This is a genomic window from Ameyamaea chiangmaiensis, assembly GCF_013376175.1.
Taxonomy (GTDB): Bacteria; Pseudomonadota; Alphaproteobacteria; order Acetobacterales; family Acetobacteraceae; genus Ameyamaea; species Ameyamaea chiangmaiensis.
This window is the reverse complement of the sequence record NZ_JABXXR010000064.1, coordinates 1-14,811: the sequence shown is the minus strand read 5'-3', so window position 1 is coordinate 14,811 and position 14,811 is coordinate 1. Positions and strand designations below refer to the sequence as shown.

The 14,811-nt window shown below is 64.6% G+C and carries 13 protein-coding genes and 1 tRNA gene; 7 read left to right on the top strand and 7 right to left on the bottom strand.

Going from position 1 to position 14,811, the window contains the following annotated elements; genetic code table 11:
• The 6 genes from HUK82_RS09465 to HUK82_RS09440 form a co-directional block, all read left to right on the top strand.
• A partial coding sequence (locus HUK82_RS09465; RefSeq protein WP_176613727.1) for an FAD-dependent oxidoreductase occupies positions 1-1,338 on the top strand: 1,338 nt, incomplete at its 5' end.
• Positions 1,335-1,925 (top strand): 16S rRNA (guanine(527)-N(7))-methyltransferase RsmG, encoded by a 591-nt coding sequence (gene rsmG / locus HUK82_RS09460; RefSeq protein WP_176613726.1) that lies wholly within the window; start codon positions 1,335-1,337, stop codon positions 1,923-1,925. The genes HUK82_RS09465 and rsmG, both read left to right, overlap by 4 nt.
• The gene (locus tag HUK82_RS09455; protein ID WP_176613725.1) at positions 1,918-2,703 is read left to right on the top strand and encodes a ParA family protein; all 786 of its coding nucleotides are present in this window, start codon (positions 1,918-1,920) and stop codon (positions 2,701-2,703) included. Before rsmG ends, HUK82_RS09455 begins: the two co-directional genes overlap by 8 nt.
• Positions 2,703-3,569 carry a ParB/RepB/Spo0J family partition protein gene (locus HUK82_RS09450; RefSeq protein ID WP_176613724.1) on the top strand — a complete coding sequence of 289 codons (867 nt, stop codon included), beginning with the start codon at positions 2,703-2,705 and terminating at the stop codon, positions 3,567-3,569. Before HUK82_RS09455 ends, HUK82_RS09450 begins: the two co-directional genes overlap by 1 nt.
• 83 nt (positions 3,570-3,652) lie before the next feature.
• A tRNA-Lys gene (locus HUK82_RS09445) sits at positions 3,653-3,728 on the top strand.
• A 143-nt stretch (positions 3,729-3,871) separates the two neighbouring features.
• Positions 3,872-4,423, top strand: a complete 552-nt coding sequence (locus HUK82_RS09440) for a hypothetical protein (RefSeq protein WP_176613723.1) — start codon at positions 3,872-3,874, stop codon at positions 4,421-4,423.
• Between the two features lie 32 nt (positions 4,424-4,455).
• Here the strand turns inward: HUK82_RS09440 and HUK82_RS09435 are convergent, their stop codons facing one another.
• The 4 genes from HUK82_RS09435 to HUK82_RS09420 are packed head-to-tail and all read right to left on the bottom strand — an operon-like array spanning position 4,456 to position 8,555.
• Positions 4,456-4,953: a hypothetical protein gene (locus HUK82_RS09435; protein ID WP_176613722.1), complete on the bottom strand. Its 498-nt coding sequence runs from the start codon at positions 4,951-4,953 to the stop codon at positions 4,456-4,458.
• A 16-nt stretch (positions 4,954-4,969) separates the two neighbouring features.
• A complete protein-coding gene (locus HUK82_RS09430; RefSeq protein ID WP_176613721.1) occupies positions 4,970-6,358 on the bottom strand; it encodes an MFS transporter in 1,389 nt (462 codons plus the stop codon).
• A gap of 20 nt (positions 6,359-6,378) precedes the next feature.
• Positions 6,379-7,143, bottom strand: a complete 765-nt coding sequence (locus tag HUK82_RS09425) for a dienelactone hydrolase family protein (protein ID WP_176613720.1) — start codon at positions 7,141-7,143, stop codon at positions 6,379-6,381.
• 20 nt (positions 7,144-7,163) lie between these two features.
• Complete coding sequence (locus HUK82_RS09420) at positions 7,164-8,555, bottom strand: sugar porter family MFS transporter (RefSeq protein ID WP_176613719.1); 1,392 nt, start codon at positions 8,553-8,555, stop codon at positions 7,164-7,166.
• A 193-nt stretch (positions 8,556-8,748) separates the two neighbouring features.
• Between HUK82_RS09420 and HUK82_RS09415 the strand changes: the two genes are divergently transcribed.
• Positions 8,749-10,095: a GntT/GntP/DsdX family permease gene (locus HUK82_RS09415; protein WP_176613718.1), complete on the top strand. Its 1,347-nt coding sequence runs from the start codon at positions 8,749-8,751 to the stop codon at positions 10,093-10,095.
• Positions 10,096-10,108: 13 nt separating this feature from the next.
• Here the strand turns inward: HUK82_RS09415 and HUK82_RS09410 are convergent, their stop codons facing one another.
• The 3 genes from HUK82_RS09410 to HUK82_RS09400 all read right to left on the bottom strand — a co-directional run bounded on the left by HUK82_RS09410 (position 10,109) and on the right by HUK82_RS09400 (position 14,528).
• On the bottom strand, positions 10,109-11,653 hold the full coding sequence (locus HUK82_RS09410) for a glycosyltransferase family protein (protein WP_176613717.1): 1,545 nt from the start codon (positions 11,651-11,653) through the stop codon (positions 10,109-10,111).
• A gap of 36 nt (positions 11,654-11,689) precedes the next feature.
• Complete coding sequence (gene der / locus HUK82_RS09405; protein WP_246495277.1) at positions 11,690-13,093, bottom strand: ribosome biogenesis GTPase Der; 1,404 nt, start codon at positions 13,091-13,093, stop codon at positions 11,690-11,692.
• Between the two features lie 97 nt (positions 13,094-13,190).
• Positions 13,191-14,528, bottom strand: a complete 1,338-nt coding sequence (locus HUK82_RS09400; protein ID WP_246495241.1) for a PQQ-like beta-propeller repeat protein — start codon at positions 14,526-14,528, stop codon at positions 13,191-13,193.
• Positions 14,529-14,811: the final 283 nt, after the last annotated feature.

Genomic DNA, 14,811 nt, shown 5'->3' with positions numbered 1-14,811 from the left:
GAGGCCCCGGCGGCGGCACTCGGCGCGCGGCTCGAGGCGCTGAACCTGCGGATGGGGCGGCTGAAGACCGGCACCCCTGCCCGCCTCGAGCGAGCGTCGATCGCGTGGGACGCCCTGGCCGAAGATCCGGGCGATGCCGTGCCGGAACCGTTCAGTCGCCTGACCGATCGCATCGACAACCCGCTGCTGTCCTGCCGGATCACGGCGACGACGCCCGCCACGCACGCGATCATTCGTGACCATATCCACCTGTCGGCCGTCTACGGGGGCGCCATCGCGGGGCGTGGGCCGCGTTACTGTCCGTCGATCGAGGACAAGGTCGTTCGGTTCGCCGAACGTGACAGCCACCAGATCTTCCTCGAACCCGAGGCTCTGCCGGGCAATCCTGGCGGCGACCTTGTCTACCCCAACGGCATCTCGACCAGTCTGCCGGCGGATGTGCAGGCGGCCATGCTGCGGACCATTCCGGGTCTGGAGCATGTGCGGATCGTGCGTCCGGGATATGCCGTGGAATACGACTATATCGATCCGCGGGAGCTGACGCCGTCGCTGGAGGTCAAGGCCCGGCCCGGCCTGTTCCTGGCCGGCCAGATCAACGGCACGACCGGCTATGAAGAGGCCGGTGCGCAGGGCCTGCTGGCGGGTCTGAACGCGGCACGCAAGGTCGGCGGGGCCGCGCCCGTCGCGCTGGACCGCGGCACGGCGTATATCGGCGTCATGATCGACGATCTGACGACCCAGGGTGTGAGCGAGCCCTATCGCATGTTCACCTCGCGCGCCGAATATCGCCTCACGCTGCGGGCCGACAATGCGGACCTGCGCTTGACCGGCCATGGCCTGGACTGGGGCTGTGTCGGTGCACGACGCGGCGCGCTGTTCGCGGCGGACCGGGAGGCGATCGCATTTGCAACAACGAAGGCGGAGACAGCATGTTTCACGCCTGGCGATCTGGCCGCAGCAGGGCTCGCCGTGTCGCAGGATGGGCGCCGACGCAGCGTGATGGACGTGCTGGCGGCGGGGGCGGATCTGGCGGTCGTCGATCGGATGGCGCCGTGGTTCCAGTCGCTCTCCACGCGTGTCCGGATGCACCTTCAGACCCAGGCACGCTACAGCGGCTACCTCGCCCGGCAGGACCGGGAAATCCGGCAGCTGGGCGTCGAAAGCCAGATCACGCTGCCGCCCGACCTGGATTACAGCCGCGTCGGTGGTCTCAGTACCGAGATGTGCGAACGCCTTGCCCAGGCACGCCCTGCGAGTTTCAGCGCGGCGCAGCGCATTCCCGGCGTCACGCCGTCGGCGTTGATGGCGTTGCTGAGCCATGTAAAGCACGCGGCATGAGTGCTGTTTCACGTGAAACACAGGCGCGGCTTGCGGTGTTTGCGGCGTTGCTCGAACGCTGGAACGCGCGGATCAATCTCGTCTCGCCGCGCGACGTGCCACATCTGTGGTCACGGCACATCGATGACAGTCTGCAGATCGTGCCCCTTGTCGAGAGCGCATCCGCGATCACGGATCTTGGGTCCGGCGGTGGCTTTCCAGGCCTGATCGTCGCGATCGCCACGGGTATCCCGACGACGCTCATCGAGTCCGACCAGCGCAAATCGACCTTCCTGCGCGAGGCTGCGCGGGAGACCGGGACGTCGGTTCATGTGGTGGCGCGCCGGATCGAACTGGCCGACGTGCCGCCTGCTCCGGTGGTCACCGCCCGCGCGTTGGCGCCCGTGACGCAACTGCTGGCGTGGGCGGTCCCTCTTCTGTCGCCCGGCGGGGCATGCGTCTTTCTCAAGGGGCGGCAGGTCGACGCGGAGTTGACCGACGCGGCCCGGGACTGGCACATGGCGATCGATCGTGTGCCCAGCCGCACAAGCCCCGATGGGGTGATTCTGAAGATCCGAGATATCAGGCGAGCCCAGACCGTTGACTGACCGCGCTTACGTCCTCGCACTTGCGAACCAGAAAGGCGGTGTGGGCAAGACCACAACGGCCATCAATCTTGCGGCCGCTTTGGCCGAGCACGGTCGTCGTGTCCTGCTGATCGATCTCGATCCGCAGGGCAATGCGTCAACGGGGCTGGGCGTCGCGTATGAGGCCCGCAAGGTCGGTACCTACGCCATGATGATCGACGGGGCCGAACCCCGTGCCGTGACTCAGGATACCGAACAGCCGGGCTTGAGCATCATCGCGGCCGACAACGATCTCGCCGGTGCGGAACTGGAACTGGTCACCGACGAGCGGCGTGAACATCGTCTGCGCGACGCGATCGGGCGTCTGCGCGGCGACTTCGACTACGTCCTGATCGATTGCCCGCCCAGCCTGGGGCTTCTGACCCTCAATGCGTTGGTGGCGGCCGACGGTGTTCTGGTGCCGCTGCAGTGCGAGTTCTTTGCGCTGGAGGGGATCAGCCAGCTGACACGGACGGTCGAGCGGGTGCGCAAGGCATTCAATCCCGCGCTGAAAATCACCGGCATTGTCCTGACGATGTTCGATCGACGCAACAACCTGTCCGAGCTTGTGGCCGAGGACGCGCGGGGCTTCTTCCGGGCGCAGGTGATGGACACGCTGATCCCGCGCAACATTCGCATTTCCGAAGCGCAGAGCCACGGCAGCGCCGTCATGCGTTATGATCCCCGCTCGACCGGTGCACAGGCCTATACAGCCCTGGCAGCCGAGGTCGATGCCCGTGTCGGCAAGGAAACATCCTGATGGCTTCCAAAAAAGACGCCCCCCGACCGCGCCTCGGGCGTGGCCTGGCTGCCCTGTTGGGCGATGACGCCCCGAAAGCCCGGAGTGCCGAGGGGGTGGCAAGCCTGCCGATCGAATTTCTCGTCCCCGGTCCGTTTCAGCCGCGTCAGGACATGGAACCGGGACCGCTGTCCGAGCTTGCAGAATCGATCCGCGTGCGTGGCATCCTGCAGCCCATCCTTGCCCGCCCGGACCCCGCGCAGGATGGGCGCTACCAGATCATCGCGGGCGAGCGTCGCTGGCGTGCGGCACAGATGGCCGGGCTGCATGACGTACCGGTGCATGTCCGTGCCCTTGATGACAGCGATGCGATGGCTGCGGCGCTGGTCGAAAACCTGCAACGCGCCGATCTCAACGCCATTGAAGAGGCCGAAGGCCTTCAGCGCCTGTCGGCCGATTACCGCCTGACGCAGGAAGAGCTGGCACGTGCCGTCGGCAAGTCACGCCCGCATGTCGCCAATATGCTGCGTCTGCTGAACCTGCCGCCACCGGTGCGCACGCATGTGCGGCGTGGCGAGTTGAGTGCCGGTCACGCGCGTGCCCTGCTGGCCCATCCCGATCCCGTGGCAGCCGCCCGTACGGTCCTGACGCAGGGGCTCAACGTACGCCAGACCGAGGCACTGGCGGGCAAGGCCACCAAACCCGTGTCGACCGTCGAAAAGCCGCGTGATCCCAGAAGCCCGGAGATCGGCGCGCTGGAACGCGAACTCGGGCTGAAACTCGGCATGCCGGTCCAGATCACGTTCGATGGCAAAGGTGGCAGCCTGCGCATTCTCTACCGGTCGCTCGACCAGTTCGACAGCCTGCTGGCGCGCCTGAATCGCTAGCGGCTGGACAAAAACTTCATTTTCACTCTTGTCGAGCCAAAGGCAGGCTGTTAAAAGCCCGCCATCCCGATCGCAGGGTGTATGGGCGCATAGCTCAGTTGGTAGAGCAGCTGACTCTTAATCAGCGGGTCCAAGGTTCGAGTCCTTGTGCGCCCACCATATACCGCGATGGGGTTTTCTGAAAAATAGCCATACGTTCTCACTCACGCAGCCTCGGCCGTGCGAAGAACACGCGATCATGGTTCCCCTCGCGTCCTCCGTTGCGCGACACTGACCGCACGTAGAATCGTCGCGAGGTGGTCGTGAACCCGTATGCACTCAATTCTACCGGCGCGGCAGCACAAAAGCCCGATCTTGTCCCGCCCGGCCCCCATGTCTTCTTCATCGACGTCATCCTGCATGCCGATAGGCGGGAGGACATCTATCATCTGAAACTCGGCACGATCGTCCACGACGATGACACGCGAAAACCCATCGCCCTGCCATCAGTCGACATGAGGCTGACGACCGAGGCCGCCTCCGCCACCATTCTGGCGCTGAGAAAACTTTGCACCCATCGTCATCTGCCCGACTTCGACGGAGAGACCCCGTTTCATGTCGAGCCGGATGCGTCGCGGGAGACGACCGACCCGGTCCACGGCCGCAGGCAGGCGGTCATGATGCGTACCCGTGCGCCGATCGTGTTCGTGGATTACCTCGAAACGGCGTCGTTCTACATGAACCTGTTCTACATACAGCTGGGATCGACCTTCATCGTGCGAGACAATCATAAAGTTCGGCGATCAGCGCTGCACCTTCGCCTTACGGCATCGGGCATCGTGCGGTTGGTGGCGGCGCTGGAAGCTGTTTTCTAAACAGGTAAGGCCCGGGCTCGATCATCGGCGCATCAGACGCGGCCATAGCCGTATGCGGTCGTGGGTCGCGGCACCAGGCGCGATTCCAGCCCCAACTGGCTGAGGTCGGGGCCGCTGCCACCCACGACGACCGGGACAAGCACGTGCCTGTCCATCAGGATATAGGCGGCGCGCTCGGTCGGGGGCAGGCCCGACAGGTCGACCCGGGTCCATGTCTGGCCGCCCGATGGCACGGTGTGCAGGCGCCACTGGCCGTCCCAACGCTCAACCCCATCCATCGCGACACCACCCCAGCCCAGCGACGCCAGACGTCGGAAGGCCCGATAATGAAACGTCCCCCCGCGCGCGTCCGGCGTGCCGTCCAGAACCAGCGCCACGCTGCGATCATAGCCGTCGGCGCAGCCGGTCTGATACCCGTACCAGTCGCCGAACACGGGCCCCGTCGGCCCGACGCAACCCGCCAGACTTCCGGCCGCCGGTGTTGCCAGGACCGCGCCGATCAGGGTGCGGCGCGTGAACCATGGTGCCATTGGGCGGCCCTCGTGCTCAGTGTGCCGCGCGACGACGCAGCCTTGTGGCACTCAGGATAGCCGCAAGCAGGGCCGTCACCGATGCAAATTCCAGGCATCGCCGGTTCGCTTGCTGCGCGACGAAGGCGAACGTCAGCGCGACGAGCATGGCACCAAGCGTCTGGCCCATAAGGCGGGCGACGGACACCATGCCACTGGCGCTGCCGGCGCGGCCACGCGGGGCGGCGACCATCATGGCGCGGTTGTTGGGGGCCTGGAAAATGCCAAAGCCCATTCCCGCGATGCCGATGCGCCAGATGATATCGAGCGTCGTGGCATCGGCGGGCAGCAGGGACAGCATCAGAAAGCCGAAGCTGGTCACCAGCAGCCCGCAGGACGACACGACGCTGGCGGGCACCCGGTCGGCGATGCGCCCGACCAGAGGCGAGATCAGCACGATACCGACCGGCCATGGCGTGATCAGCAACCCCGTCTGGGAGGGCGTGCGACCGAACAGGCTCTGCAGTGTGAACGGCATCGAGATGATGAAGAAATTCGATGCGATGAACCCCATCATCCCGACCAGGAAGGCCACGACGAAGTCCGGTACCCCCAGAAGGTCGACGGGAAACATCGGGTTGGGTCGCCCGCGCTGACGCAGCACGAGGGCTGCCAGCGCGACGGCGCCGACCACGATCAGGGCCGAAGCCTGCGCGGCGCCGGCCTGATGGGCAAGACTGTCGATCCCCACGATTACGCCGCTGAACGCGACGACGTTCAGCGCGGCACTGCGCCAGTCGAACGGGGTCTCGACGCGCGGGGTGCGCGGCAGTGTCGTCACCGCGAAAAACAGCGCGACCGCGCCCAGCGGCAGGTTGATCAGGAAGATCCACGGCCAACGTGCGACGTAGAGCACGAGTGCCGCGATCGTCGGGCCAAGCGCCACCCCGGCGGCCACGACGATGCCGTTGATGGCAATGCCGCGGCCGATCGCCGCATGGGGATAGATAAAGCGGACAAGGGCGATGTTGACGCTCATGATGCACGCGCCGCCGATGCCCTGCAGTGCACGGGCCAGCGAGATTTCCAGCAGCGAGTGCGCGGTCGCGCACCAGACCGACGCCACCACGAAGACACCGATGCCGATTTGGCACATGCGCGCGAACCCGACCCGCGCGCCGAGCGAGGCCAGCGGCAGAAGCGCCATGACCGACGCCATCTGGTACGCATTGACCACCCAGATCGACGCCGCACGATCGGCGTGCAGATCGTCCGCGATGGTCGGCAGCGCGACGTTGGCGATCGCATAGTCCAGGACGGACAGAAGCACCGACAGGGCGACGGCGAACATCGCCCGGGCACGTGCGGATCCCTCCAGCCCCTGCCCTTCGATCAGAAGGGGCGTGCGGGCGAACAGGCGGCTCATGACGGTATCGGCTCCGCCGTTCAGGATGTGGTGCGGGCGGGTCCGCCACACAGGGTGCGGGCGAACAGGGTGCGGGTCGCCATCATCGCGTCGAGAAACAGTGCGGCGTCGTAACGCGGCCCTTCGTCACGCAGGAACGCGTGCTGACCGTTCACCTCGTGCCAAGTATACTGCGTTCCGGCCTCCTCGAGCCGTTCGCGGATCAACTGGCGTCCTGCAAACGGCACGTGCGGATCCTGTCGGCCCCAGACCATCATCACCTCGCCGGGAATGTCGCCAAAGCGTGCCAGCGTGTCGTCCGACCGGCCGGCCCCCAGCGTTCCCGTATGGATGTCGGTGGCGTAGAAGCACGCGGCCGCGCGCACCTTCGGGTTCATCGCGGCCCGGAATGCCAGATGGCCGCCCAGGCACACGCCGAACGTGCCGACCGCCCCGTTGCATGCGGGATGGGCGGCCAGCCAGTCGACCACCGCCACGGAATCAGTGTCGAAGCCTGCCACGGGCTTGGTGAATTTCAGCGTGTTCCCGCGATCCGTGCCGGGCTTGTCATACGCCAGAATGGTGCCTGGGGCCTCGTACTCATGATAGACCTCCGGCACGGCGACGACGTGGCCTTGCCCGGCGATCATGGCGGCGAGACGGCGGATCGGACCGGTCACCTGATAAATCTCCGAATAGAGAACGACCGCGCCGAACGGCCCTTCCCCTGCCGGGCGGAACAGGTGGACGCGCATCGGGCCCGTCGGTGTGTCGATATCGGCGGTCTCGTCGGTGCGGATGATCATGAGCGCGTTCTCCCGTGTGGTCAGCGGCCAAGCCGGCGCAGGGGCGCGCCGTGCATCAGATTGTCTTCGATCTTTTCAAGCGAGACATCTTTCGTTTCGGGAACAAACAGGAATGTCACGATGATGAAGACGGCGTTGAGGATACCGAACAGCCAGAACGTCGCGCTTTCGCCGATCCCGGCCAGAAGCGAGAGGAATGTGTTGCTGACGGCCCAGTTCGCGGCCCAGTTGGTGAAGGTCGAGCAGGCGATCCCGAAGTCCCGGCCCTGAAGGGGCTGGATTTCGGAGCATAACGTCCAGACCAGCGGCCCCTCACCCATCGCGAAGCCCGCGACGAACAAAAGCACCATGCCCACCAGCACGGCCTGTTGCAGGACCGATCCCGCGCCCAGCGCCAGCAGGATGCCGACCGAGACCATGGCGAAGGCCGCGATCGCGCAGCTGGCCATCAGCAAGGGCCGTCGGCCCCAGCGATCGACCAGGACGATCGCGATGCCGGTGGCGCCCATGTTGACCAGTCCCACTAGCGTGGTGGCCCAGACGGCGGCCGAGACGCCGAAATGCGCGGCCTCGAAAACACGCGGGGCGTAATACATCAGCACGTTGATGCCGGTCAGCTGCTGAAAGATCTGCAGCACGATTCCAAGTGCCACCGAGCGGCGGAAATTCGCCGACCGGCGAAATAGGGCAAAGCCGCTCCCCGATTCGTTGTGGAGCTGCACCGAAATCTCGCGGATTTCCGCGTCCGCGATCCGGGCATCACCACGCAGGCTGAGCATCACGCGGCGTGCGGCTCCGGTCTGTCCGCGCATCATCAGCCAGCGCGGCGTATGGGGCAGAAACAGGGCGCCGATCAGGAAGACAGAGCTGGGAACGGCCATGACGCCGAGCATCCACCGCCAGTGCGCGCCTGGGGCGAGAAGCGAATCCGACACGAAGGCCAGGAAAATCCCCAGCGTGACCATCAACTGATAGAACGAGATCATCGAGCCGCGACGCTCGCCGACCGTGATCTCGGAAATATACAGTGGCGCGGCAAAGGCGGCCACACCTACCGCCAGCCCGAGCATGACCCGGCCGACGATCATGACCGCGATCCCCGGCGCAAGGGCGCATGTCAGCGTCCCGATCAGGAACATGACGGCAGCGCCCACCATCGCGCCGCTCCGGCCATACCGGTAGGAGATGCCGCCCGCCGCCACCGACCCCAGCGCGGCACCCGCCATCATGGACGACACGATCCATTCCTGCGTGCGGCTCGATGCCTCAAACGTATCGGCGATGAAATGCAGCGCGCCGGCGATGACGCCCGTATCCAGCCCGAACATCAGGCCGGCGAGGGCAGCCAGCAGCGCCATGGCGAATGCCCGGGCGTGTCCTTCATGGACCGCGTCGTGCCCCGTATCGGTCATGCCGTCTTCCATTCTTCGTTCCCTTGTCCGTCCCAGAAGCGCCGCGAGAGGCCGGCGGCACACCTTGGTCTGTTCCGCCGCCGTTTCCAACCCCGTGCCCCTGTCGGCGTAAATCACAGCGCGCGGCCTTCACCAACCTATGAACGGTCGGCACGGTTGACATTCGCGCACGCTGCCCGCGAGATGCCAGCCCATGACACCCCTCTTCGCCATCGGCCTCGCGTCGGCCTCCATCATCGCGGTCATCGTCCTGATCGCGCGCTATCGTCTCAACCCGTTCCTGGTACTGTTCAGCGTATCGCTGATGCTGGCGCTGGTTTCGGGAATGCCCGCGCAGAAAGTCGTCAGTTCCTTCGAAGAGGGCATGGGGCATGTGCTCGGTCACATCGCGACGGTGATCGCGCTGGGCACGATGCTGGGCAAGATGCTGGCGGAATCGGGGGGTGCGGATCAGATCGCCCTGACGATCACCCGGATCGCGGGCGAAAAGCGGATCAGCTGGGCGATGATGATCATCGGCCTGCTGATCGGTTTGCCCGTGTTTTTCGAGGTGGGGTTCGTATTGCTGATCCCGCTGGTTTTCACGCTGGCCAAGCGGACCGGCGTGCCGCTGCTGCTGATCGCCATGCCGATGGCGACTGCCCTGTCGGTCACCCATGCGATGATCCCCCCGCACCCGGCCACGCTTCTGGCGCTCACCGCCTATCATGCCGATATCGGACGGACGATTTTCTGGGGGGTTCTCGTCGGCACGCCGATTGCGATCATCGCCGGGCCGCTCTACGCCAAATTTATCGGGCGTTACGTGACCTTCGCCAACCCGGCGTCCCTGGCCGAACAGTTCACGTCGCAGACCGAGCACGATTCGCTACCGCCATTCTGGCTGACCGTTCTGACGATACTCTCGCCGGTGTTGCTGATGCTGATGGCATCCGTGGCGGATCTGGTCACGCCCAAGGGCTCGGTGATCAACAACCTGATCCATTTCGTTGGCAACACCGACATCGCGCTTCTGCTGGCCACCGTGCTGTCGTTTTATGTGCTCGGGCTGGCACGTGGCTTCTCGCGTGAGACGATCCTGAAATTCACCACCGAATGCCTTGGCCCGACGGCGATGATCATGTTGCTGGTCGGCGCAGGAGGCGGCTTCGGGCGCGAACTGGTCGACAGCGGCGTGTCCAGAACCATCACCAACGTGGCGCTCGACGCACACGTGCCGTTGCTGGTGCTGGCATGGTTGCTGGCGGTGATCGTGCGTGTCGCCGCAGGCTCGGCGACGGTGGCGATGAGCACCGCGTCGGGGATTGCAGGCCCGATCCTGCTGCAGGCGCACAACGTATCGCCCGAACTGATGGTGCTGGTCACCGGCGCCGGATCAGTGGCGCTCGGGCCGATGAACGATGCCGGCTTCTGGCAGATCAAGGAATATCTCGGCCTCAGCGTGCCGGAGACGATCAAGACCTGGTGCGTGATCGAAACATTGATCGCCGTGCTGGGGTTGGTGTTCTGTCTGGTGCTGTCGCAGTTCGTGGGTGTGTGAGATCGAAGCGAGGCTAGTCAGTGGGCGCATTTTCGACTGACAGGCGACGTAGCAACTCCTGCATGATTGGCAGTTTTTTATAGCCTTTGCCAACGCCTATCGAAACATGCATCAGAAAGCGCTTTCTGCGAGCCATAAAGTGATCCGCATGGGCGCTGTTGACAGATTTCCCATTCAAAAGAGAGATATCAATGATCTCCATTTGGGTCGCGAGATAGTTCAGGATCGGCTGATCTCCGAACCAGTCTATTTCGTGCCGTCGCGTAAGTCGCGCCATCATACAAACGTTTTCGAACAGCGACTGAATGAGGTGGAGATCGTTAAAGATCATAATGCCGGAGGTTGCTCGCCAGAACGGTAAGTCAGCGAGACTGTCCGATCGTCCGATCATCCACGACCCCCACCAGTTCGCGTCGATGTCCCATCTTGTGTCTTTGATATCGTCGAGTGGCTCGTGTGCTTCGCGATACATATGAAGGCCTGGACGTGTCGCGGCCTGTTTCAGAAGGGGGCGAATGTCGTCGGCGACAACAATATCCGTATCCAGATACATGACGGGCAGATACTCCGAGATCGGATGATCGAATACCTTGTAGCGCTCGAAAAGCGGTTCATGTCCCGAGACGGGACGAACCAGAACACGGTCACGGACGTCATCAGGAAGGATACTGAGGACCTGTTCTGGCGTACGATCGGCTATGATGATGATATCACCCGTGTAGCGTCCAAATCGACGCAAACTCGTGACTGCGATCTGGCAGCATTCATAGTAATCGTCTGAGCCGAACACGCAGAAATAAATAACGGGGTTAAAACGAACGACATCGACACGTCTACGAAACGAGTCGAGGATGGTTATGCGGTTTGGACTGGCGCTCCCCAGTATCATAGGCCCGGGTCGGCCACTGAGCCGATAGGAAAGCCCTTCCGCATCCAGATACGTGTTTGCGCCCTCCTTACGGAAGCGCTTGAAAATGACAGGGTTTCCGCTTTCCCACTCAAACCACTGCTCCACTGTCGTATTCATGAACCAGTCGAGAGAATCCCGCGCAATGAGACCTAAATTCTCCCACCCGCGTGCCTTGGTTGCGGTGAACTGGGCGGTACCGGACGGCTGACAGCAGAGAATTTTTCCTGACGACTTGAGGCAAATTCCGTCCTCGCTGCTTCCACCGATCTCAATCAGAAGAGGCGGAAGGGTGGCCGAGAAACATAACGCGCCGTCGACGCCATCGCGGACGAGATATTCATATGAACCCGATATCGTCTCGCGGATTAGCCAGAGACCACCCTTAACGTTGAGGCCAAGAAGGGGTTTGAATGATCGCAACGGCTGAACGTGAGACAGTATCGCATCGTTGGACGATGTAAGAACTGTCCCAAAGTGAGTAACAAAGCAGACGCAATGAGAAGGGTTGATGTCTATAAAGGGGGTTTGATCGACGGGTTCTTTATTGTCGTCAAAAGAGTTCTCGGAGGAGAGTTGCTCCAAAATGGCTGGTTCTGTCTCGCAGGCGTTTATCTTGTTGGCACGCCGGAACAGCCTTTGAAGCATCATAAACTCCCCTTCAGAATCGGTTTTTTTGATCAGAAACTATTCAGCATACGGGTTTTTCGTTCCACGGAACTGCAGCCTGATGGGCGTCCCCGGCAGGTCGAAGGTCTCGCGCAGACCGTTCACGAGGTAGCGCTGGTAGTCTTCGGGCGTCTGTTCCGCACGGGTGCCGAACACCACGAACGTTGGCGGTCGCGCCTTGGCCTGCGTCATGTAACGCATCTTCAGGCGTCGTCCATCGACCAGAGGCGGCGCGTGGCGCTCGAGGGCCGCCTCGAACCACCGGTTCAGGGCCCCGGTGGCAACGCGGCGGTTCCAGACGGCGTGGGCGCGGCGCACCGCCGGCATCAGTTTGTGGATCCCCGCACCCGTCAGTGCGGAGAACGATACGACCTCGATCCCGCGCATCTGCGCGAGCGAGATGCTCAGGCGGTCCATGATCGCCTTGCGCGTTGCAATCCGGTCCTCGACCGCGTCCCATTTGTTCAGGACGATCACACAGGCGCGCCCCTCGCGCTCGATCAGGCGCGCGATCTGGAGGTCCTGCTCTTCCACACCCAGGTTAGCATCCAGCGCGAGCACCACGACTTCGGCCATCTTCAGCGCCTCGATAGATGCGGAGACGGACATCTTCTCCAGCGCCTCGTCCACCCGCGCCTTGCGGCGCAATCCCGCGGTGTCGACAAGCTGAACCGGCCCGACGCCATCGTCGAACATCACCGCCACCGAGTCACGGGTCAGGCCGGGCTCCGGCCCGGTGATCATCCGCTCCTCGCCCAGAAGGCGATTGAGCAGCGTCGACTTGCCGGCGTTCGGACGGCCGACGATCGCCAGACGGAGCGGCCCCGCCGGACGCTCATCGTCCGGTTCGCCCTCCGGGTCATCCTCGGCGTCCGCGTCGTACCAGGGCTCGTCCTCCTCCTCGATCGCGGCCGGAGGCGGCAACAGATCGGCGATCTCGGCCATCAGGGTGGCGATGCCTTCGCCATGTTCGGCCGAAACCGCAATCGGATCGCCAAGGCCCAGCGCGTACGATTCCATTGCCGCGGCGGCACCACCCCGCCCCTCGGCCTTGTTGCACACCAGCAGGACGGGACGACCCTGACGCCGCAGCCACAGCGCGAAATGCTCATCCGCCGGCGTGATGCCGGCCCGGGCATCGATGCAGAACAGCACCAGGTCGGCCTGCTCGACCGCTCCTTCGGACGAGGCGCGCATACGCCCGAACAGCGTCTCCGGTGCCGCTTCCTCCAGCCCGGCGGTGTCGATCAGCCGGATGTCGCGACCGCGCACCTGCGCCTCGGCTTCCTTGCGGTCGCGCGTCACGCCAGGGGTGTCGGCAACCAGCGCCTGGCGACGACCGACCAGCCGGTTGAACAGCGTCGATTTGCCGACATTGGGGCGACCGGCAATGACGACCGTCGGCAGGCCGGGCGCCGGCAGGGCGGCCTCGGGTCGCGCGGGCCGGAAACGGGAATTTTGGGGGCGCTTCACACCAGCCATCCTTGTTGTTCGCGCGCCCGGGCAACCAGGCGCGGCTTCAGCCGAAAGCGTTCAGCTTGCCGTCGTCGGTCAGAACCAGCATCCGGCCGTCGACCACGATCGGCATCACGGTCGAGATGCCGGGCAGAGGCTCGACGCTTTCAATCTTTCCGGTGGCCGGGTCAAGCACGGCGATTCCGTTACTGGGCAGCGTGCTGATGCAGATCAGCTTGCTGCCGGCCATGATCGGCCCGGTCCATGCCATCGCGTTCTTCGACACGTTCACGCGCACGAAGCGTCGCAACTGCGAAATCCAGCGCACACGGCCGGTGTAGCGGTCGAGACATGCGACCTGCTGATCGGAGGAAAGGATGTAGATCCAGTCGCCAAGGACCAGCGGCGTGCACTGACCGCCAACGGCGCGCTCCCACAAACGGCGGCCGGACCGGGCATCGATCGCCACCATGACCGACGCCACCGAAATTGCGTAGATCGTGCGGTCCACCGCCACCGGCATCCCGCGCACGCAGGAGAAATCCATCACCGCCGCGCGACCGTTGGTGCTGCCCAGCGCATCGCTCCACACCATTTCGCCGGAATCGGCACGCAAGGCCACCAGATCGCCCGAGCCGAAGCCGGCGGCCACGATGCCGTCGATCACGGCCGGAGCGGGCTGGCCGAAGAACACGGTATCAGCCTGCGTCGCGCTGTAGCGCCACAGTTCCGCGCCCGTGGCCGCATCGAGCGCGAAAAGCCTCTCGTCGATGGTCCCGAAGAACACGCGTCCGTCGACGACGGTCGGCGCGGACCGGCCCGGCGTGCCGAAATCCATGCGCCAGCGCACCTTGCCGGTCGCCGCTTCGACCGCCACGGTTTCGGCAACGCCGTCGACGATATACAGCGTGTCCCCCGACAGGGCGAGGCCACCGCCGATGTTGCTGGACTGCATCTTGTGCGGCTTGGGCGAGAACGCCCACAGACGTCCCATCGCGGGCCAGGACCAGGCGCTGACCACGCCCTGCGCGTCCATTACGAACAGTCGACCGTCCCCGACAATCGGGGTGGCCCCGATGGCGCCGCGGCCGGTGGAACCCAGCGCGATGTAGGACAGGAAACTCGGCTCCGACACCCCGGCGCCGATCCGGCGCGACCATTGCAGCGTGCGGCCGTTCAGCGCGGCGTTGATGCCCACATGGGTCGGCGTGCCACCGGGCTCGCGCCATTCGGGAACGGCGACGGGCGCCGGAACCGTGATGGGGGTGTGCTCGTCGGGATCGACCGTCAGGCCATCGCCGGTGGACAGGACGTTGACACGGTGTCCGGCGAGAATCGGCTTGTCGTCATCTTCGAACAGATGACAGCCGCCGAGTGCGACAGGCAGGCCGATGCCGGCCATCAGCAGAGATCGGCGGCCCGTCCTCGCTGGGGCCGAACGGGAAAAAGCCGGGGGCGTGTGGTCGTTCATCGTCGTCCTGGCGTGGAAGCGGGGATGGGCTGTGACATGTCGGGGAAAAGGCGCGCTGGCGTCGTCAGTGACCGGCCGGCGCCGGCGCGAAGGTCTGCAACAGGGCGCCGGCACGGGCCCGGACGCCGTCTGGCGCGTCGGGATCCTGCGACAGGGCCGCCAGCCGGCGACGGGCGTCGGCATCGTGACCCTGGCGCAGGTCGAGCATGGCCAG